Source organism: Cognataquiflexum rubidum, assembly GCF_022538115.1.
Lineage (GTDB): Bacteria > Bacteroidota > Bacteroidia > Cytophagales > Cyclobacteriaceae > Cognataquiflexum > Cognataquiflexum rubidum.
In genome coordinates this window covers 1-21,463 of record NZ_JAKZAL010000025.1, presented here as the reverse complement: position 1 = coordinate 21,463, position 21,463 = coordinate 1, and the positions used below count along the sequence as shown (strand labels likewise).

Here is a 21,463-nt window from a genome sequence, read left to right as displayed (position 1 = left end):
CTTTAAGTCAGTTCAGTGCCTTCAGTTTTATAAAATGGAAATACAAAGTTGAACCTTGAATTGGTGGCCCTGACCTTGTAGGAAATGGTTATCAAGATTCTTCCTTCAAGTTCCCCGGTATCATTGAGCTCGATTTTTTCGACTTCGATTCTTGGTTCATGGTAGAGAATCGAGGTTCTGATCAGGTCTGTGATGTAGGTTTTGAATGTCGTCGTAAGCGGCTCAAACACCAGTTCGTGGAGGTCACAACCATAGTCAGAGCGCATCACCCTTTCCCCTCTTTTGGTCGAAAGCAGGATTTCGAGGCTGCTTTGGATATCGGCCTCGTCGTTGAGCATCTTGGTTTTGCTTCCCTCGTTTTCAAATTGTGGGGGGAAACTCCAACCTGTTCCAATAAATGACCGGTGTATATTTTCCATGTTTCTATCCTCCAATGATTACAGTGGAACAACCTAGTATAATTACTCCTCCATGTGCGGTAGAATCCCCCATTCTTGCTGCAGGTTTGCCACCGATCAAAACCGTACCTGAACCTGCGATAATCGTATCCGGGGGTCCGACACATACTGCTTTGTCTCCTACCCTTGCGGCAGGAAGCCCTCCGATCAGGACAGTTGGTTCGCCGGCAGGCAATATGGGTCCACCTACATGAGGTACAGGCCCTGGTTCCACCATTGGGCAAATGTGCATATCTGTGATCCTTGCAGCTGGGGGCATGTTTCCTTTAATTTATTTTGACTAGACTTCCTTTGACATTGACCATGGCTCCTTCGAGGTCAGCTGTGCCGCCGCTTTTTAGATTTAAGGTGGCACCCGCCTCCATACTGATTTTCATATCCGCCTTGAAGGCCATCTCCGGGGCTGTGAGAGAAATTTTGGTTCCGCCTTTGATGCTGATTTCTTTTGGGGATTCCATAGAAATACCGTTGTCATCCATCACCATGACATTACCTATAGGATCTTCTACCTGTACTGTTCCTGCTGTATCATCCATGGTAAATTTCCTTCCGCCGGGAGTTTCAATGACGATGCTTTTATCCCCATCGTGGATAGTGATTTTGATTTCAGATCTGGAGACATAGCCTTTTTTGTCATTGGACTCTTCGGGTTCAAGTGGCGTCGGCTTGGCGCTGCTGTGGACCATCCCAAGAATGATAGGATGGGAAGGGTCACCATTCATAAAACCGATGATTACCTCATCGCCTATTTCAGGTCTGAAAAATGTTCCCCTGTTGTTTCCGGCATCCAACGTTGCCACTCGGGCATAAATGCCTTCGTCATTCATATTGACCATCGGCAGACGGACTTTGACTCTGCCTTCTCCTAGGGGATCCATGATATCAGTAACGATTCCGATTTGTAGTCCTTGGATAGCTGAGAATTGACCGCTTCCTGAACTGGGGTGAAAAGGATTGAATTTCTCGGTAAAAAAATCTTCCTCCCAGCCTAGGGTTGCCTCAGTTTCCCAATTGCCGTTTCTCGTCCGATGCTGTACTGCACTTACAAAGGCTTTGCCGCTGAATTGGTCCCCTACACCATTGATTTCCAGCCAGTCACCGGGATTTACTCCGGAGTTGCCCATGAAGGTCACTTTTCCCTTGATTTTGGAGAGTGCCTGTTTTTGCTTTTTGGAATCAGCAATGGATTGCAGGGCTTCATTCGTCAGCATCACAGGGGTTTTTATTTCAAATTCCTGCCCGTTGATGTCTGCCAAATCCGAAGTCTGGATATTTCCGGGGGAAGCACCATTTAAGTCTGCCCCCTCTGTTTCCAAAAGCGTTTGGTTTGCATAGTCCCAGGAAAAAGCCTTCACCGCCGTACACTGAGACCTTACATCGGTATCCATTTTCATAGAAATGATGTCTGCCCCATAGGTCAGGGATAAAACAGGATCTTGAGATGGATTGGGCCTGAAGACCGAAAAAGTGCCGTCTTGGATTTTACAGACCATACCGTTAGAGTCGATTCGGCTGAGAATAAAATCCCAATCACTGACATTGGCCTGAAGCAATTGCTCATGTGAACTTCCAAAAGAGGGGATATCAAAATCTGTCAATCCATTTTCCTGAAGGAGATTTTCGACAATCTCATTGTCTTTGAGCTCATTGAAATGCCTGTTTTTCTTGGCCACAGTCATTTTGACTGTCTCATGTTTGCAGGTTAGGTTAAAGGTTGTCTGACTGCCGCTGATGATATGGGAATTCCCAATGATGATTCCTTTAAAAACCGACTGGTCATCAGTACTGTATCCGAGTTGGATATCGATGCTTTTGCCCAATGCAAACTCACCACTGTTGCCGATCGAAAAATCTGAATCCGCAGCCGAACCATCCGCCACTTTGATTACAGCAAAGGGGATTTTGTTGAGTTCCTTGTAGACCGTAATGTCCAGGATTTGGATTCGGCCCGAAACTTCCTGATCCGGAAGTGCACCAGGACCAGTTCCCAAAAGGATTTTCGAAGTTACAAGTTCATGTAGGCCAGTTGAAATCATTTCTTGGGTTTATTTAGCTAAAGGGGGAAAGTAGATTTTCGTGCCTGTTCTAATATTTCGAAAACTGTCAAGGGAATTGAATCCGGCAACATTGATATAATGGATATCATTTTCGTAGATTCTTTCTGTAAGCAAATCCAATCGGTCTGTTCCTTTAAAAATCCGCTCGTGGGTAATGTCCGGACTTTCCCGGTTTTCTTCCGCAGCTCTTTCCACATCTGCGATACTCTCTGCAAACTGACATTTGGCAACGGCCCTGATCGGCTTGCCATCAGGCGCAAAAACCTTGTACTCAATATCCATTTGCTTCAATACTCCTTTGAACAAGAGCTCTCCCCAATGGATTTTTAAGTAGTATGGCCGGTGTTTGTCAGATTGGTAATCAATGATTTTGTGCTTAAAGGATTCGATCTGCTCTGTGACATTGGCTGGTTTTTCAAAAGGATTGGCAATGCCCAAACTGAGGACAGACATGTCTTTGACCACCCCTGTGGCATCAAACAAGAAATCAAAATGGAAATCTCCGGGAAGAATTCTGTTGAATTTCATGTTTGCTCCAGAAGTCCCCGGAGCTTGGGTGGAGTCAAATTCAAATTTGTAGGAAACATTATAGGTCGCAGGGTTGACCAATGCACTGAACTTGTTGTCAGGAACAGGGATTTTAAATTCTGCATCGCTGTATGCCTGCACATATAATTTTTCGGCTTTTTGGCCAAGATCGATCATTACCGTTCGAGTTTTAGCTGTATCATTCTTAAGACTTCTTCAGTCACTTCCTTTACAATTTCCTGCCTCAACTGCTCCAAATCCGGTTGATTGGAATTCTGTGGAGATTGATTTCCTGCATTGTTGCCCACTGCAGCTCTGATCTGGAGTTCTCTGATTTCTATTGGCATAGGAGAAGGGTTAAATTAAATACCAACACTACCGGATGCACTGATATTTCCTGCCATGGAAAGCGCAGAGTCCAGACTGATGATATTGAAATATTGGTAGCTAAGGGTAATAGATTCTATGACAATGGAGCTTTGTTCGGCATTGAAGCTGGAGACTGACCATTTTTTTGGGATGGCATTGACCACATACCAGGATTGGATGGGGATGTGATTTTCATTGAGGAGGCTGATGATGATGTTGACAGGCTCAAAGACAAAATTTTCAAAGGCATTTTTGCACCACATCAAAATCCCTGATCCAATGAACATCCCTCTTTTCAATACCAAGTCCGAATATTTTGCCCTTACGGGAAGCTGCCATGTAAATCTGTTTTGTCCCCCTTCAATGACGGTTTCCATCATCATTTCCATATCCAATCCACTGACTTCCTGAAACCTGAAATCATTTGGGGTTTGGGGAAATAGCTGGAAGACTACTGAAAAATGGAAACCTACCGGTGGATATGAAAACATGGCTACTCGTTTATCATGGTGAGACCTTCATGGGCAATTTCCATCGTTTCGATGGCCGTTTCATTACCGGTTGCATTGAGGTCCGTGGATTGGACTTTGATCGGCCAGGCGTTTTTTACCCGCCATACTACTACCGGTGCGTGGCTTTCATCCAAAAGAGAGATGATCAAATCCCTTCTTTCGATGGTATTCAAGGCCACCGTATTCCACCATTGGTAGAATTGGTTGTCGCTTTTGAAAATACCGCGTTTCAAGGTGATGTTTGAAAAACTTTGTAAGCCTGGCATTTTGATTTTGGAATATTCGGGACTTGCGCCGTCCCGGTATTCGATGGGCTCGATGGTCACTTCGAGTCCGGTCACTTCACTGAATCCGATTTTTGTTCCTCCCCAGTCAACCTGGAAATGGAACTTGGGAAGAGGATAATTAGCCATGATATTTTTGGTTAAATGTTTTTATGATTAATTGAAAGTATTATGATTCCTGCATTTTGTGGGAGAAGCGCAGGATGATGAATTCAGCTGGACGGACAGCGGCCATTCCTATTTCGACGATAAGCCTTCCTTCCAGAATATCCTGTGCCGTCATCGTTTGACCCAAACCGCATCGTACATAAAACGCATGCTCTGGTTTGGCGCCTGCCAATGCTCCTTGTCTCCAGAGAAGGGTCAGGTAGTTTTCGAGCATTGCACGGAGCTTGACCCAGGTGTTGGCGTCATTGGGTTCGAAGACAAATTGCATCGTTGCTTTTTTGGAAGATTCTTCCACCATGATAAAAAATCTTCGGACGTTGATATACCGCCATTCATTGTCGTTACCTGCCAAAGTTCTTGCTCCCCATACCAAAAATCCTTTTCCTTGGAAAAGCCTGATGGCGTTGACTGATTTTCCTGAGGTTGGGTCAATGTTCATTCCGCCTTGTTCGGCTTCGCTGATTTTTGCGGAAAGGTCATATACCCCATTGAGGGAGACATTTGCCGGAGCTTTCCATACTCCTCTCGATCCGTCGACTTTGGCAAATACACCGGCCATGGCTGAGGAAGGAGGAAGTGTAGGGCTTAATTTTTCTCTTATTTTGGCTAGCGCAAAATTGTAGACGGAAGTTTCGGTATTGACCAAAGTGGATAAAGCTACTGCCGCTGCAGCGACTCCATTGGTGGTGATTACAACATCCACATCTGCATCGTCATAGGCAAAATCAAAAGTGGTCTTTAGATATGGATAATAGACAGCACCATAATTGAGGCTGTCATTTTTTGTGAACGCACCCCTGAATCCACTGATGGTTGTGGTGTTGTTGGTTCCCGCTGTATGGACATCCAGAATTGTAAACCTGTCCTGAAGTTTGGCACATTGGTCAATGGCTGAGGATATCAAAGCATAATAATCAGCTTGATTGAGGGTGTTTACTGCATCAGGAAAAACAATAAGGGTAGGTTCATCTTCTGCTTCGCAAGCCAAAAGTCCGGCATCATAATCATCAGGATTTGCAGCGCCAGTTGTATCTCCTATCGAAATAATATAGCAAGGTCCACCTCCATTGGCAAAATACATTCTGATGTTATAATACATCGTAAATTCCGATTGATCGGTAATGGTGGCATCTCCTGTCATGGCGATCCTTGCCCCGTTTTCGGTGGTGATATCCACGGTCACTTCGATACCTTCTTCTTTTTCAGCTTTTCCAAAATAGTTTTCATATTCCTTCAGGGAAAAAATTTTGGTAGGGACATTTTCAAGTGATTCTCCGATTTCGTTGATGGCATTCTGCGTGTAGCCGATAAAAGCCGGAACAGCAGTTTCGACTTGGGCTACGGATGGGGGAAACAGGGGGATTTCATTGATATAGACTCCCGGTGTCTTGATTGCGGATTCATTGATCTGTGACATTGGATAATGGTTTTATGGTTTCTTGTTATTTTCAGTTGTTTAAATGAATGGTGAACAAATGTTCATTTTCATTACCATTTGCAGCCGTGTAGAATAGGGTTTGGGTAGTGACATCTGTATATATTCTATGAGTACTTGAGCCTTCTGTGACAATATCTATTATTCCAAAACCGCCACTGAGATTGACTGATTTGGTAGCCCAGCTGCCGGGATTTCCAGGTGAAAATACAGGCATCAAATCTCTCGATGGGAGCGGGCCTAAGGTCGCACCTGCAAGAGACATAGAGTTGGCGGAAGCCCTGACATTGATCCGAAACCTGTAGAGGTTTTCTTTGCCATGGGTGATGGATACACCTGTTTGTTCTTTGACCGGACTTTTGACACTGAATAAAAATCTTGCGCTGAAATTACTTGGCAACCTGAAATAGGGAGAGTCCTCATTGCTTTTGATTCGGACAAAACAAAACAACATGTCCTGCCTGACTCTGAAATGGATGTCATGTTTTTTGAATAAGGATGCAGTCAGTAGATCAGGTTCGATGGTGAGGGAATCAGTGATCAAACCTCCCTTGGCGCCGGAATAGGGGAATGCCTGGTTGTCAAACCGGATGGAAAACAATTTTTCGAACTTCCAAATGATCCTATCCATGGCTAAAGAGTCTTGTTGTTGAACTGCGCATCGATCGTTTTGACCAAAGGAATCTCCATGCCCTCTTCCATACTGTCTATATATGCCAATCTCATTTTATAGACTACTGAGGGAATATATTTTCCTCCCATGATGCCCCAAAGCTGGTTGAGTTCCTCAAAATTGGTCGAATGGAGGTCAAAAATGATCTTTTCAAGGCCAAAATCGGGAAGGTTTGGAATTTCTGAAACAGTGAAAATTGAGTTACGCTGAAAAAAAGAAATTACTTGGGAGATCCTTTGAAGTCCAATATTGTATTGCGTCTTATTGGCTCCTATCAGAAGGTAAATGTTCAGAAAGATCCCGGGATTTCGGGCGACTCCTCTGGGCAACCCGGAATTGTCAAAAATCTGCCGGTTGGCAGCCATATTTCTGAGTGTGCTTTCCTGCTGTATATTTACCACCGAGACCACTACCCGGTCTGCAATGCTGTTTTCACCTTCGACCAGTGTTGAGTCTACCATGGATAAGTTTCCAAGCATGACATCCGGCTCGGATGTACCGATATGGTCGTTCAACAAAACAATTACCGTATTTAATACTTGGTCTATCATGTTGCGAGATAAAATGTCAAAAATGAAACAATTTCCTCGGGCGATTTTTAAAAGTTAAAAACCTCCCAACTTGGAGTAGTTATTCAAAATTGACCATTATATCCTGCAAAAAAATCCATGAAAATATGGATTTTAAAAAGTCATGGAATTCATGGATGTCTGGTAGATATTGCGGGCAACTGCCTCCCGTACAAGCCCTGCGGTATTGCGTACGCCCATTTTTTGGATCAGGTGGAGTCGGTGGGTTTCTACTGTGCAAAAACTGATAAAAAGTTTGTTGGCTATTTCTTGGGTGGTATATTCCTCCACGATCAGCTGGAGGATTTCTTTTTCTCTTTTTGTCAGCGCTCGGAGGGTCGTACTGGATTTGCCTATTTCTAGGAGGTTTTGCGTCAGGAACAATCTCAGCTTGGGATCTATGTAGATTTTGCCTTTTTCACTTTGACCAATGGCTTCTTTGATATTTTTAACGCTACAGTCCGGTAAAAAATAGCCCGAAATTCCTGCTTTTAGAAAATCCTTGACGAGTATGGGATCTTTACTTTCGCAGAACACAAAGATTTTTGACTTGGGAAGCTCTATTTTGATCTGCTTGCAAATTTTTAAAGGAGAATTTTTTTCATTTGAAACCACTATCCAAAGGAATTCGGTCTTTTCGCTGAGTTTGAGAATTTGGTTGCTGATATCCTCAAAACTTAAATTCCCCACTTCTGTCTGCCCTAGATTTTCCAATACTAAATTTAATCCTTTTGACAATAGGGTATTTTCTCCTATAATAAAATGATTTTGCATGGCATAGAGGGTTTAAAAATGACCGAAATAATGGCCTCTGTTTTTTTGGCTTTTCTAAGGCTTGTTTGGGTTGAGCCTTGGTCATTAATCCAATTGAAATAACTTTTTGATAAAGCCTTATTTTTGAGAGGGTTATAAATTTAACAATAAAAATCCATTTTCTACAAATGGATTTTTCAAAATTATTGAATTAAAAAAATAAAAATTATTTAATTATCAAGATAAAATGCTAGTTGGTATTTTTGAGAAAATAACTTGTCCCTCGCTTTTCATATTGCTGCGATAAAATGGGAATTCTTTCTAAAAGCCGGGCAAAAACCCCTTCTTCATCAATGATAATTTCCGGTCTTTCTTTGAGAAAATTTTGATAAACTTCCACCGTATTTTCAAGATCTTCCCTATCCAGGATAATGTTCTTGGATAGCCTGAAATGTAAATAGGGTGTCGCAAGGGAAGCATTTTGAAAATACCCCAAATCTTCACCAAGTACCAAGATTTGTTTGCCCCGGGTTACTTCATGCTTTTGGTCAAAGGTTACAGCATAGGTTTCCATTTTTCCCGAATTGATTTGGAGCAAAGTCCAGGTAATCCCGATCGCCGGAATGCCAATAACAAATATCGCAGTCAGGATTTTGATGGCAATCCCTTTTTTGTACACTACCAAAAGCAAGGATATAAAATAGGTCAAAGCCGGCAGAATGACGATCAATTGATAAGGTGCCCGCCTGTTTGTCAATAAAACTGCCGACACGGCAAATATGGAAAAGATGAGGTTGAGCTGCAGCTGCTTCTGTTGGTTGACAGTCTGTGACTTGACAATAAATCCGACAAAGAATCCCATAACCGACAAAAACAAAGGCAGGGCAAAAAGCAAAGCCAAATCCCTAAGGGAAACGTGCGCATAGCTTTCGATCAACCTCGGTGCGATGATAAACTCATAGAAAAAGGCCTCAAAGCCATCTATCCAAAAATAGTATAAAGCACAAAAGACCAATGGCATGGCATAGGCAATCAGAGAGACGATGATCTGTTGGAAAGAAAAACCGCTGACCACGATCCCCGAGACCAACAAGAACGGAAGAAATGTCGCCAGAGGAAAATGAAAACAGGCAGCAATCCCTCCAAAAATCCCCACCAACAAAACTGCGTCAGAGCCTTCCTTTTGTAGGACCGTTTGGGAAAACAACTGTCCCAAGGCCAAAACAATGAAACTACTTCCCATGAGTGCGGGAGAAAGTGTCACTAAGTCAAAAGAGACATAAAACAAAACCGTCATCACAAAAGCCGGAATGTAGGTATTGTCCTCAAATGACTTATACCTGATAAAAAGGTAATTGACATAGATGACCTGAAAAAGAACGACAAAGGCGGCTAAGACCTTGTAGGCCAGTGTGGATTTGCCAAAAATCAAATGGACAACCCAAAATACCCCCGCTGACAAGGGACCGGTATCGTCAATGATGTCGATATACATGTGCTTGCCGTCCGCCATCCTTTCACCCAAAAGCATCCATATCATTTCGGGCTGAAGAATTGGGATATCCACCACCCAAATATATATTGTACTCATCAGGAGCATAATCCCCAAAATGGCGATTAATCTGAACGGATCGTTGATTCTAAAAAAACTTAACAAACTGGAGCTATTTCTAAGGATTGGACAAACTGCAGGGTCGAAATTAAGTGTTCCGCATTTAAATTCACTAAATTTGTCACAATAATTAGAGATATGGAAAGTAAAAGACAACAGAAATTCAATAAACTTATCCAAAAGGAATTGGGTGGAATTTTTCAAAAAGAAGCAAAGCATATTATCGGATCTGCCTTCATCACAGTTTCGAGGGTGATTATCAGCCCGGATTTGAGCGTGGCAAGAATTTACCTCAGTTTTTTGGTGGACAAGGACCGCGCTGTCTTTGAAATATTGAATGATAAAAAAAGTGAGATCAGAAAGCATTTGGGAAACAGAATCGGAAAATCCGTGAGAATTGTACCCGAACTTGCTTTCTTTATCGATGATTCGGCGACTTACGCCCAGCACATGGACAAAGTGATCGGGGCATTGGATATTCCCGAAGCTACGGACGAGGATGAAGAAGAATAATTAACTTTTCAGGAACCTTGAACCTCTCCTTTTTTATAGCCTATCGTTATTTCCGTAGCAAAAAGAAACGGAACTTTATCACTGTGCTTTCCCGTATTTCCATGATCGGGGTAGCAGTCGGAACCATGGCTTTGGTGATCGTTTTGTCGGTTTTCAACGGGTTGGAGGAACTTGTCAGGGGTTTGTATGCATCTTTTGATGCAGAGCTGAAGATAGAATCCAAGTTGGGTAAATCATTTTTAGCCGAAACGGAATGGCTCGAATCCATCTCCAAGATTGAAGGGGTGGAAGTATTAACAGAAGTCATTGAGGACAATGCCTTGTTCAAATACCGCGATTACCAGCACCTTGCGCGCTTGAAGGGCGTCTCTGACAATTATATGGAACAGGGCAGGTTTGAAAAGGGCTTTACCTGGGGAAATCTCAGTTTGGGGTCCGAAAACCAGCCCAAAGCCATCATGGGAAGGGGTGTTGGTTTTTTTCTCTCTGTGGACCTGGATAATGACATGGATCTGCTTCAGGTGTTTTATCCCAAGGCACCAAGAAGTGCCGGTTCCATTGATCCAAGTCAGCTGTACAATAAAGGGATTTTAAAGCCCGGCGCTTTTTTTAGTATTGAAAAGGAATTTGACGACAATTTCATCCTTGCGCCGATAGGTTTTGTGAGTAACCTGCTCAATTACGGCCAAAAGAGAACTGCCCTAGAAGTAAAAGTGAAAGAAGGAGAAAACATCCAAAATGTCAAATCCAGATTGATTTCATTTTTGGGGGAAGACTATACCGTCAAGGATACCGATGAACAGCACGCCCAAATCCTCCGGACGATCAAGATCGAAAAGCTTTTTGTTTTTTTGACCTTGAGTTTCATCTTGGCTGTCGCCTCGTTTAACATCTTTTTTTCCCTGTCTATGCTCGCCATAGAAAAGAAGAAAGACAATGCTATTTTGTTTGCGATGGGTGCCAAAGAAAGTCTCATCCGAAAAATTTATTTGAAACAAGGTGCAATCATTGGATTGAGCGGTGCAGTGATTGGGTTGGTTTTAGGTTTTCTTGTTTGTTGGATTCAGGACCGTTTTGGATTGGTAACTTTGGGGATATCGTCTTCAATCGTGGATGCTTATCCGGTCAAAATGATTTGGTCAGATTTTTTCTGGACGAGTATTTCGGTCTTTGCGATTACTTTTTTTGCCTCTTTCCGTCCTGCGTTCATTGCCTCGAAGGTCACGCCTACTGATCTTTGATTTCTCAATATTTGGAGTAAAATAAAATCACCACAGAGTAAAATAAAATCACCACAGAGCCCACATAGGACACGGAGAAAAAAAGAGAAAAGAAACTCTGCGCCCTCCGTGAGCTCTGTGGTAAATTATTATTCACGCCAATTCTCCCTTTGCGACCATTGCGAAACCTTCTTTTCCTTTGCGGTGAAAAAAGAATTTTCACCACAGAGCTCTCAGAGGGCTCAGAGGAAAAGGGAGAAATTAAGAATGAGGAATGTTTGTGGAGACACAAATATTGGCGCAGAAGGAATTTAAATGAAAAATGCTTTGGAAAAAGCAAAAATCTGCTGCGATTTTCTCTGAGTTCTCAGTGATCTCTGTGGTCAATTTACACTTCTCCGTTTGCGACCATTGCGAAACCCTCGCGCTCCTTGCGGTAAAAAAAATAATCACCAATAAAGCCTCAGAATCCACAGAGAAAAATGGTGGGAGGAGGAATGTAGTAGGTACAATTTAAATTGGGAACTACGATTTACGAATGACGAGCTCTATTCTTTGCTCCCTCCAGCTCCGTGGACTCGGTGCACTCTGTGGTAAATAAAAATTATCACTACAGAGAAAAAAGGTGGGAGGAGGAATGTAGTAGGTACAATTTAAATTGGGAACTACGATTTACGAATGACCAGCTCGATTCTTTGCTCCCTCCAGCTCCGAGGACTCGGTGCACTCTGTGGTAAATAATTCCGATTGCTATAAAAATAAAAAAGCTGTGAATACGTGCTCACAGCTTTAGTCAATTAACAATAAACCCAAAATAACCAGCTGTAGGAGAAGGATTCGAACCTCCACAGGGCGGTTAGGCAAAACACGAGCTCCATGTTTGCTTTATGCCGGTATCCCTACCCCCGAGACCGGAGGGCATGTCTGCCAGTTTCAACATCCTACAATATAAATTTTTCAATTTTTGAAGTGCCTTTTGCGCTCCTTTTGATTTCGTTATTCTTGCTGTAGGGGAAGGATTCGAACCTCCACAGGGCAGTTAGGCAAAACACGAGCTCCATGTTTGCTTTATTCTGAGATCCCTACCCCCGAGACCGGAGGGCTTGTCTGCCAATTTCAACACCCTACAATGTGTAAGAAGACCATTTGTCTTTCTTGATGAATCAAAGTTAGTAAAACATCCATTACATTAAAATTAATTCAATAAAATAGCTAAAAATATACATTATATTTAATAAAATACCATAAATGTTAATGATATGGAAAAATATCAATCTAGATTTATTGGGATGTTAAAAAATCGGCAATCAAAATTTGGTATGAAATTCTGGTTCCAAATGTTAAATTGAAATTCTTTCAACCTTTTCGGATCCTTAACCACACGAATTATATGAAATATTTCCTTTTGGCTGCTTTTGTTCTTGCTTTCAATGTTCAGGTTTTGGCCCAAGCTGAGAAAAAGGACCCGACTTTTGAAGAAGTAATCTCTCTCAGAAGCGTAGGTGCGGTGGTGATGTCTCCGAGCGGGGAATTGGTGGCCTTTACCCAACAGACTTCTGACTGGAAGGACAATAGGTTTGACACAGAGATATGGATGGTCAAAAATGGAAGCGAACCTTTTCAGGTTACCAACAATCCCGGCAACAGCAGTTTTGCACCGACATTTTCACCCGATGGCAAGTGGCTCGCATTTTTGGCGGATAAAGGCAATAAGACCCAAGTCTATGCTATGCGCCTGAATGGTGGGGAATCAATACCACTAACCGAAGAAGAGGATGGGGTAAGTGCATTTCAATGGCATCCGGATGGAAAAAGGATAATTTTTGCAAAAAGGGAAAAGGATGATCCCTCTAAAAAGAAAATCGAAAGCAGGTACGGTGGTTTCTTTATGGATGACAAAGATTATTCCTTGACGCATTTATGGGAAATCGCTTTTGATCCAAACCAGCCCAATCCATCTGAGTTACCTTGCTATGAAACGGCCGATTCCCTCAAAACTGTAAGCGGCTGCATCACGAGAGCCAAGCCAAAAAGACTGACTGAAGGAGATTTCAATGTCAATGTCTTCAAAATTTCGCCTGACGGGAAAAAGATAGCATATACCCATCAGCCAAATCCCCTGATCAATTCAAGTTCCAAATCCGACATATCCGTATTGGATCTAGATAAAATGGAAACCCAGCTTTTGGTCAGTAACCCAAGTTCGGACAGATTGGAAGATTGGTCTCCGGATTCCAAACAGTTGCTGTACACAAGCCATGTGGCTGATACTGTTTCTAATTTTTATTCCAATTCGAAAATTTTTGTCATTGATGTGGGATCCAAAAGCAGTAAGCAAATTGCAGCCAAACTTGATGAAAATCCATCTGGATTGACTTGGAATCCCAAAGGAATCTATGGACTATTTTGGCAAAAAACCCAAAGACACATTTACAGGATCGAACCCAAAGACGGTTCCTTCACGATCTTGAAAGGATTTCCGGAAATGGTGACAGGGGTTTCTTTTTCCCAATCAGGAGAAAAATTAGTCGTCAATGCCCGCAACGGAAACCAACTCAATGAAATCTGGGTAAGCAACATCCAAAAACCTGCTGCAAAAAAAGTCACCAACCTGACAAAGCAGATTGAAAATTGGAAGGTGTCCCAAAGTGAAGTGGTGGTCTGGAGAAGCAAAGACGGAGCCCTGATAGAAGGTGTCCTGCACAAACCTGTGGACTACGATCCCACCAAAAAATATCCTTTGATGGTGGTGATTCATGGCGGTCCAACGGGGATTGATACGCCATCTCCCGTTCCGGGATATGTCTATCCGATTGTGCAATGGCTGAATAAAGGCTGCCTTGTCCTTCAACCCAATTACCGTGGGTCGGCAGGTTACGGAGAAGCTTTCCGATCGCTCAATGTTGAAAATCTCGGCGTGGGAGATGCTTGGGATGTATTGAGTGGTGTGGATAATCTCAGCGCAAGCAACCTGATCGACACGACTAGAATGGCTGTCATGGGATGGAGTCAGGGAGGGTATATTTCAGCATTTTTGACTACCAATACTAACAGGTTCAAAGCAGTAAGTGTCGGTGCCGGGATTTCCAATTGGATGACCTACTATGTCAACACGGATATCCATCCATTTACTATCCAATACTTGAAAGCCAATCCTTGGGACAATGAGGAAATTTACCGCAAAACTTCCCCCATGACCAACATCAAAAAAGCAAAAACCCCTACATTGATCCAACATGGAGAATTTGACCAAAGGGTTCCTATTCCAAATGCCTATGAATTACTTCAGGGATTAAGGGATCAAAATGTGCCTGCAGAATTGGTGGTGTACAAAGGTTTTGGACATGGCATCACCAAACCCAAGGAAAGATTGGCCGCCACCTGGCACAACTGGCAATGGTTTGCAAAATATGTTTGGGGTGAAGAAGTCGAATTACCGACAGGAGAAAGCAAATGACCTAAGACAAAAAACCAATCCATCAATTTCTTTTGAATCCCATAATTAGCTTAACAATCTCAAATTAACCGATGATATGAATCATATTTTGAAAAGAAGTGGCTTCCTGGTAATGTTCGTTTCCGCCGTATTGGTGACAATTGCCTCATGGAAGTCATTCGAGCAAGAAGCTTTTACTCCCTATTCCCAAAAAATTCCTGATTCGGGTCAAAGTTTCGGAATGGTCCCGATCCAAGGAGGCAAATTCATGATGGGAAGCGAAGGAACCTTGCCGGATGAAAGTCCGGTCCATGAGGTAGAGATTTCTCCCTTTTGGATGGGAACGCATGAGATTACCTGGGACATATTCGAACTCTTTTTGGATAAAAATTATGAGATCGCCATTGCGGAAAAAGAACTTCCTGCACAGGTAGACGGTCTCAGCCGGCCAAGCATTCCATACTTGGATATGACGGCAGGCATGGGCAAAGAAGGCAAACCGGCCATCGGCATGACCAATTATGGTGCGATTCAGTTCTGTAAGTGGCTTTATCTCAAAACAGGGATTTTCTATAGATTGCCTACTGAGGCTGAATGGGAATATGCCGCAAGGGCAGGTTCAAAAAGCATGTATTTTTTTGGAGAGGATGAAAAACTCCTGGATCAATACGCTTGGTACGCTGCCAACAGTGGAAACATAACCCACAATATTGGGCAGAAAAAGCCAAATCCATGGGGATTGTACGATATACTCGGCAATGTAATGGAATGGACTTCAGACCAATATGCAGCGGATACCTACCAGAGCAGGAAGGATAAGCAAGTGAAAGATCCTACCATTGAAATCAAAAAACTATATCCTGGAGCTATTCGGGGTGGACATTACAACAGTCCTGGACCAGACCTGCGCACAGCCAAAAGAACAGCATCAAAGGCAGAATGGAAGAGGATAGATCCACAGATTCCCAAAAGCCAATGGTGGTTTCCTGAAGCTCCTTTTCTTGGTTTGAGGGTGGTTAGACCCCTCAACCCGCCAAGTCAGGCAGAGATCATGGCCTATTATGACAGGGCTCCGATAACAGATTATTAAAGCAAATAACCATAAAACAATACACTCATGAATAACCAAAATCAACGCAGGGACTTTATCAAAACTTCCGCAATCCTTGCCGGAGGAATAATACTTCAGCCTTTTGGCATGCCGGGGGCTTATGCCTCAGGAACTGATCAAATCAAACTTGCCGTCATCGGCTGTGGAGGCAGGGGAACGGGTGCCGTTTTCCAGGCCTTTGACACCGGGCACAATATCAAACTCGTCGCGATGGCAGATGCTTTCAGAGACAGGATAGACAAAAGCTATACCCCCATTTTTGAGAAATATGGAAAAGACAAAGTCGATGTTCCTGAAGACAGGAAGTTTGTGGGCTTTGAAGGTTACAAAGAAGCCATCAAATTGGCTGATGTGGTGATTTTGGCATCGCCTCCAGGATTCAGACCGGACCATTTTGAGGAAGCGGTAAGGCAAGGCAAGCAGGTTTTTATGGAAAAGCCAGTAGCAGTTGATGCAGCCGGTATCCGAAAAGTGTTGGCAGCAGCAGAAGAAGCGAAAAAGAAAAAACTCAATGTGGTGGTTGGTCTTCAAAGACATTATCAGGACAATTACAGAGAAACCATCAAGCGTCTTCATGACGGTGCCATCGGTGAAATTGTCGGTGGGCAGGTATATTGGAATGACGGTGGTGTATGGGTCAATCCACGCGAAGCTAGTCAAACCGAGATGGAATACCAGATGAGGAATTGGTATTATTTCAATTGGCTTTGCGGTGACCATATCAATGAGCAGCATGTCCACAATCTCGATGTGGCCAATTGGGTGAAAAACAGCTACCCTGTACAGGCTTATGGCACCGGTGGCCGTCAGGTCCGAACAGGGAAAGAGCACGGCGAAATTTTTGACCACCACAGTATCACCTTTACTTATCCTGATGGATCAGTAATCTTCAGCGAATGCCGCCACTTCCCGGGAGCAGCCAATAGGGTTGACGAGTCTTTCCAAGGCACTAAAGGTAAAGTATATATGAGCGCAGGAAATCATGGAGAAATTTCTGATTACAAAGGAAATTCTATTTACTCCCACAATCGGGAGAATAATCCAAATCCATATCAGGTGGAGCATGATGAACTTTTCGCTGCCATTGTGAAGGGAGAATACAAATATGCCGATGCAGAAAATGCGGCAAAAAGTACCATGACAGCTATTCTTGGCCGAAATGCAACCTATTCTGGCAAGGTAGTCACTTGGGATGAAGCCCTCAATTCTGAGATCAATTTAATGCCAAATACTTTGGCTTGGGATGCCATGCCGAAAGTCCTGCCAAATGCAGATGGCTATTACCCTTTTGCGATACCGGGCAAAACAAAAGTAATCTGATATGAAAAGGAGAAATTTTGTTAGAAATATAAGTTTGGGATCTGCAGTAGCTGCTCTCGCCGGTGGTACTAGCCTTTCCTCCTTTGCAAAAAGCAATGCAGCCGGAAAGCCATTTAACCTGGATTATGCTCCCCACTTTGGGATGTTTAAAGCCCACGCCGGAGACGGACTTGTTTCCCAACTGGAATTCATGGCTGATCAGGGATTCAGGTCTTTGGAGGACAATGGACTGCTTGGACGTCCTGTTGAAGACCAAAATCTCATCGGCAAAACCCTCGAAAGGCTCAACATGCGCATGGGGGTTTTTGTGGTAGACGGAGGTGACAATTGGAAGATTTCCCTCGCTTCCGGCAAGCAGGAGTTTATCGACAACTTTGTCGCTACCTGCAAAAAATCTGTGGAGGCCTCCAAGCGTGTCAATGCCAAATGGGCAACGGTTGTTCCCGGCTTTTTTGAGAGAAAACTGCCGATGGGAATCCAAACTTCGCATGTGATCGAAGCGCTGAAGCGTGGTGCCGAGGTCATGGAACCAAGTGGATTGGTGATGGTTTTGGAGCCATTGAGTGATACTCCGGAGCTATTTCTGAGGTTTTCGGACCAAACCCACGCCATCTGCAAGGCGGTCGACAGTCCTTCCTGCAAAATTCTCTATGATGCCTACCACATGCAGCGCAACGAAGGCAACCTAATCGCGATGATGGATGCCTGTTGGGATGAGATAGCCTATATTCAGATTGGGGACAATCCGGGGAGAAAAGAACCCGGAACAGGTGAAATCAATTACCTGAATGTCTTCAAGCACATCGATGCCAAAGGATTCAAAGGCGTCTGCGGGATGGAACACGGCAATGCCATTCCCGGAAAAGAAGGGGAGTTGGCCCTGATGGCAGCGTATAGAAAAGCAGATATGTTTAAGTAAAAAAATCACCGCAGAGCACACTGAGAGCACGGAGAGAAAGGAAAAAATAGCCAAGGCATGGAGATAAAAAGAAAAATGAAGCCCGCAAAGACGCCATTTGCGCAAAGAAGATAGTCACAAAAGAAGAGTGGGAAACAGCATTGATTGCGGCTTACAGAAAAGCGGATATGTTTAAGTAGAATGTACTGTCAAAAAAAGTGAAGAGGTGAGGTTTTGGCCTCACCTTTTTTTGTTGCCTATGATTATTTAAAGTCGGATTTATTCATCATGCTAATAGAATTTGTAAATGAAGAAAACCACTGTTATCTTTCGTTTGAGCCGTTGGTCGGATAGTCCAATTGCATCCCGATGGCTATCGTGGATGGAGTCATAAAAGGGTGTAATTACAAATCCCACCCAGTCGCAGCATCAGCCGGTAAACTAAACCTAGGATAGTAATCTTAAACTTCAGGAAGATCCTCTTTTGGAACACTTGTGGGGAGGAGGTCGGCGGACCGGGCCGGCGGGGGGAATGAGCGTGGATAGGATTCCGCCGACTTGAACTTTTTGGTTACTTTTTGTTTCAAGACAAAAAGTGACACCAGGATAAATGGTCAAAAAAATCATAACCACATCGAGAAAAGAACAAATAAATTCAACCCTCTCCTTTGTTTTTGAACTTTTTTCCCAAACTGAAACAATCAATCCGTTTTGTTTCCATCATTTAGCTTTAACAAATAGTATGTATTCCAATCTTCTTCCCCAAGAAGCCTTTGATTTTTTTGGACAAAAATTTGTCCCTCTTTGTTTACGATAGGGCTTGAGATTGTTCCTGATGGCAATTCAATATCGTCTTGGAGCAATTTGTAATCTGAATCAAAAACTGCCGCATATACTGGTAAGGATCCTAAGAAATCCATCCACTCAGCTTGGTTTTCCCTGTCGTAATTCTTCACGATATTTTCGCCGGCGCCTTTTTTGTAAATAAGAATGATTTTGTCTTCGATCACATAAAGTTGTTCTATCATGGATGGGACTACCATTTCCAGCTTGGAAAATAATTCTTGTGTGTTTTGTAAATTGGCCTGTGGAAAAGGGATTTGATCTTTCACGTTCAGACTGACACTTTCTTTAAAAATCAGCTCTTCGTCCTGTTCCTCATAGACATAAAACTTCATTTCAGCCATCAGGAATAAATACCAGAGTTTTCCTTTTTTTATGATTTTAGGATGATATAAGAAATGAAAATCGCCGTCTTTGTAGATTGAAGTTTCAGGAAGTTCCATTTTCAGCGTTACTTCTTTTGTAATGGGATCAAAAACTTCGAGCAGTGGTTCATTGTAGTATTTTCGATAGAATTTCTCTTGGTCTTCCCAATCTTTTAGATCTCTCTCAGGACGGTAGTATGCTATTTTATTCCCCAATTTAAATGCCGGTCTATTGTACGGATGCATATATAGATAATCCTCTGGTATAGGGATATTTTTGATTATCTCTCCTTCATTTGAAAACTGGATCAATCCCTTATGTAAATCCATTATGGTAAATTTCCCATCAAAAAACCCTCCTGAATAGACCATGTTTATCGCATTTGGACCGTCTGTTTTGAGCTCAATAGGAGAGATGATGGTACCGGATTTGTCAAAAATAATGTAGGTTGAAAGCCCCTCTTCTTTTGCCAAGAACATTCCGTCTTCCATATCAATTAATGTCAATTCTTCCAGGTGATTGACTCTGATTGAATCTGTAATTTCAAATTTATAATTTGATGAAATGGATTGATCTGTGTTTTTATCTTTTCCGCAACCAATTAATGCTGCAACAAGAATCAGGCATATAAAATATTTCATCCTCAAATTTAATGGAATGGGAAATTTCAGGCATGTTAAGTTATGTTAGAAAGGAATGCATAACTCTTAATTAATCTATAATTATTACTGAATATTGGCCCATCTAGATGTAGAATGGCGTAGGCTCTAAGCGTAGTTTGTAACTACGCTTTTCTATCAAAATGAATTTGTAATTCAAGTTGCCAAGAATTAACTTTTAATTAGAGGTTTTTTGATTGAATCCAATTGCAAATTTCAAAAGATAAAAGGGTAGGACAAAGTGTTTGGAAATGATCGCTTTGGATCATTTTAGCTTTGGGCCAGGTGTAGGGTAGGCAAATTCCACCGAGTCGTTGCAGTGGAATTGCCTGCCAATAGCAACCACACAGCCGCAACATCCCACTTTTTCCTCGCCCAAGAGTGGGGTGATTTGACCTTACTTTTTTTGTTTCCATACGGTTGTTTTTAGTCGGATTCTGTAAATAACCTTCTGCAAGGTGAGTATGAAAATCAGGGTCCTATCCTCATTTTTTTTCATAATGTGCTTGAATTCTAGCCGATTATACCAAAAATGAGCGCATTTTTAAAAAAACAGGATTAAACCTATCAGCTCCTCTTGCAGGACTGGGGAAAAATTTTGAAATTCCTGCTAGAACCATAAAACTCTCATTATGAAGAAAACATTTTTATTCCCGACTTTGGCCATCCTCGGCCTGCTATTTATCCAAGGCACCTCCAAATCTGTCTCCGAATCAGAAATTGAACTGCATGCCATGGCTCCTGACATGCCTGCAAACGTGAAGGCTGTGGTGGAGCAAAAGTGCTATGGCTGTCACAATGCTGAATCCAAAAACGAAAAAGGAAAAGCCAAATTGGATTGGGATGCTTTTGAGGCTACCAAAAAGTCCAAGCAACTCGCTACCATGGCAAAGATCAACGAGACATTGGCAAAAGGGGAAATGCCTCCTGCGAAGTTCCTCGAAAACAAGCCTGAGGGCAAGTTGTCTGAGTCCGATCTTGCGACTCTGATGGAATGGAGTGCCGGCAAAAAGAAATCCAACTAATGAAACTTTGGCAATACCTGCTCCTAGGATTGGGGGTAGTATTTATTGGGATTCAGTTTGTTCCCAATGAACTTCCTGCTGTCCAAACCGACAATCCCGGCGATATCGTGCTCGGAGGTTTGGCAAGTGAAGAAATCTCCACTATGTTGAAAACTTCCTGTTACAGCTGTCACAGCAATGAGACGGTTTATCCATGGTATTCGTATGTGGCGCCCTCCTCTTGGTTGGTGGCCAAGGATGTGCGGGAAGCCCGTGAGGAAGTCAACTTCTCCATTTGGCAGGAATACGACATGATGGATAAGCTGGGCATCCTGGATGACATCGCCATTGAGGTAAAAGAAGGCCGCATGCCGATGGATATCTACACCTTAATGCATCCTTCGGGCAAGCTTGACGATGCGCAGCGTGCCAAGATCGTGACTTGGGCAGAGGAGACAATGGATATCGTGGCTGAGGAGGAAGATGAAGAGGAATAGGAATTACGATCTTCTGATTAAAACAATAAAACCACCTGATCGGTGGTTTTTTTTGTAATTCAGCTCTTTAAATCAAATAATTCAATCCAAATATTTAATTATATGATTATCCGCAATCATTCCAGTAAGGATAAATTGAAGCAATGATGAGTCTGTCAAAAAGCTTTTGACCGAAATA

At 42.8% G+C, this 21,463-nt stretch carries 21 protein-coding genes; 8 read left to right on the top strand and 13 right to left on the bottom strand.

Features of this window, described 5'->3' with window-relative positions:
- Window positions 1–2 precede the first annotated feature (2 nt).
- From MMU05_RS20040 to MMU05_RS19985, 12 genes are all read right to left on the bottom strand, one after another.
- Window positions 3–419, bottom strand: a complete 417-nt coding sequence (locus MMU05_RS20040; RefSeq protein ID WP_241143443.1) for a GPW/gp25 family protein — start codon at window positions 417–419, stop codon at window positions 3–5.
- A gap of 4 nt (window positions 420–423) precedes the next feature.
- On the bottom strand, window positions 424–717 hold the full coding sequence (locus MMU05_RS20035; protein WP_241143442.1) for a PAAR domain-containing protein: 294 nt from the start codon (window positions 715–717) through the stop codon (window positions 424–426).
- A 7-nt stretch (window positions 718–724) separates the two neighbouring features.
- A complete protein-coding gene (gene vgrG / locus MMU05_RS20030; RefSeq protein ID WP_241143441.1) occupies window positions 725–2,494 on the bottom strand; it encodes a type VI secretion system tip protein VgrG in 1,770 nt (589 codons plus the stop codon).
- Between the two features lie 9 nt (window positions 2,495–2,503).
- Window positions 2,504–3,220, bottom strand: coding sequence for a CIS tube protein (locus MMU05_RS20025; RefSeq protein ID WP_113923263.1), 717 nt, complete (start codon window positions 3,218–3,220; stop codon window positions 2,504–2,506).
- Window positions 3,220–3,390 (bottom strand): DUF5908 family protein, encoded by a 171-nt coding sequence (locus MMU05_RS20020; RefSeq protein WP_241143440.1) that lies wholly within the window; start codon window positions 3,388–3,390, stop codon window positions 3,220–3,222. Before MMU05_RS20020 ends, MMU05_RS20025 begins: the two co-directional genes overlap by 1 nt.
- A 15-nt stretch (window positions 3,391–3,405) precedes the next feature.
- Window positions 3,406–3,903 carry a phage tail protein gene (locus MMU05_RS20015; RefSeq protein ID WP_241143439.1) on the bottom strand — a complete coding sequence of 166 codons (498 nt, stop codon included), beginning with the start codon at window positions 3,901–3,903 and terminating at the stop codon, window positions 3,406–3,408.
- A gap of 2 nt (window positions 3,904–3,905) precedes the next feature.
- On the bottom strand, window positions 3,906–4,337 hold the full coding sequence (locus tag MMU05_RS20010; protein WP_241143438.1) for a phage tail protein: 432 nt from the start codon (window positions 4,335–4,337) through the stop codon (window positions 3,906–3,908).
- Between the two features lie 40 nt (window positions 4,338–4,377).
- Window positions 4,378–5,793: a phage tail sheath family protein gene (locus MMU05_RS20005; RefSeq protein ID WP_241143437.1), complete on the bottom strand. Its 1,416-nt coding sequence runs from the start codon at window positions 5,791–5,793 to the stop codon at window positions 4,378–4,380.
- 31 nt (window positions 5,794–5,824) lie between these two features.
- The gene (locus MMU05_RS20000) at window positions 5,825–6,442 is read right to left on the bottom strand and encodes a hypothetical protein (protein ID WP_241143436.1); all 618 of its coding nucleotides are present in this window, start codon (window positions 6,440–6,442) and stop codon (window positions 5,825–5,827) included.
- Between the two features lie 2 nt (window positions 6,443–6,444).
- A complete protein-coding gene (locus tag MMU05_RS19995; protein WP_241143435.1) occupies window positions 6,445–7,035 on the bottom strand; it encodes a Pvc16 family protein in 591 nt (196 codons plus the stop codon).
- A 132-nt stretch (window positions 7,036–7,167) separates the two neighbouring features.
- Window positions 7,168–7,827, bottom strand: a complete 660-nt coding sequence (locus MMU05_RS23070; protein WP_272493296.1) for a LuxR C-terminal-related transcriptional regulator — start codon at window positions 7,825–7,827, stop codon at window positions 7,168–7,170.
- Window positions 7,828–8,056: 229 nt separating this feature from the next.
- Window positions 8,057–9,463 carry a hypothetical protein gene (locus MMU05_RS19985; protein ID WP_241143434.1) on the bottom strand — a complete coding sequence of 469 codons (1,407 nt, stop codon included), beginning with the start codon at window positions 9,461–9,463 and terminating at the stop codon, window positions 8,057–8,059.
- 93 nt (window positions 9,464–9,556) lie between these two features.
- On the opposite strand from MMU05_RS19985, the gene rbfA reads away from it, so the two are divergent.
- The 6 genes from rbfA to MMU05_RS19955 all read left to right on the top strand — a co-directional run bounded on the left by rbfA (window position 9,557) and on the right by MMU05_RS19955 (window position 17,937).
- Window positions 9,557–9,931: a 30S ribosome-binding factor RbfA gene (gene rbfA, locus MMU05_RS19980; protein ID WP_241143433.1), complete on the top strand. Its 375-nt coding sequence runs from the start codon at window positions 9,557–9,559 to the stop codon at window positions 9,929–9,931.
- 17 nt (window positions 9,932–9,948) lie between these two features.
- A complete protein-coding gene (locus tag MMU05_RS19975; protein WP_241143432.1) occupies window positions 9,949–11,172 on the top strand; it encodes an ABC transporter permease in 1,224 nt (407 codons plus the stop codon).
- Window positions 11,173–12,541: 1,369 nt separating this feature from the next.
- Window positions 12,542–14,608, top strand: coding sequence for a S9 family peptidase (locus tag MMU05_RS19970; RefSeq protein ID WP_241143431.1), 2,067 nt, complete (start codon window positions 12,542–12,544; stop codon window positions 14,606–14,608).
- A 76-nt stretch (window positions 14,609–14,684) separates the two neighbouring features.
- Window positions 14,685–15,677, top strand: coding sequence for a formylglycine-generating enzyme family protein (locus MMU05_RS19965; RefSeq protein WP_241143430.1), 993 nt, complete (start codon window positions 14,685–14,687; stop codon window positions 15,675–15,677).
- A 27-nt stretch (window positions 15,678–15,704) separates the two neighbouring features.
- The gene (locus tag MMU05_RS19960; RefSeq protein ID WP_241143429.1) at window positions 15,705–17,018 is read left to right on the top strand and encodes a Gfo/Idh/MocA family protein; all 1,314 of its coding nucleotides are present in this window, start codon (window positions 15,705–15,707) and stop codon (window positions 17,016–17,018) included.
- A 1-nt stretch (window position 17,019) separates the two neighbouring features.
- The gene (locus MMU05_RS19955; protein WP_241143428.1) at window positions 17,020–17,937 is read left to right on the top strand and encodes a hydroxypyruvate isomerase family protein; all 918 of its coding nucleotides are present in this window, start codon (window positions 17,020–17,022) and stop codon (window positions 17,935–17,937) included.
- Window positions 17,938–18,617: 680 nt separating this feature from the next.
- Here the strand turns inward: MMU05_RS19955 and MMU05_RS19950 are convergent.
- Window positions 18,618–19,766 (bottom strand): hypothetical protein, encoded by a 1,149-nt coding sequence (locus MMU05_RS19950; RefSeq protein ID WP_241143427.1) that lies wholly within the window; start codon window positions 19,764–19,766, stop codon window positions 18,618–18,620.
- Between the two features lie 650 nt (window positions 19,767–20,416).
- Here MMU05_RS19950 and MMU05_RS19945 point away from each other — a divergent pair.
- Together MMU05_RS19945 and MMU05_RS19940 are read left to right on the top strand one after the other, a co-directional pair.
- Entirely contained in the window at window positions 20,417–20,809 is a 393-nt protein-coding gene (locus tag MMU05_RS19945; protein ID WP_241143426.1) for a heme-binding domain-containing protein, read from the top strand.
- Window positions 20,809–21,285, top strand: coding sequence for a heme-binding domain-containing protein (locus tag MMU05_RS19940; RefSeq protein WP_241143425.1), 477 nt, complete (start codon window positions 20,809–20,811; stop codon window positions 21,283–21,285). The genes MMU05_RS19945 and MMU05_RS19940 overlap by 1 nt, the downstream gene beginning before the upstream one ends.
- Window positions 21,286–21,463: the final 178 nt, after the last annotated feature.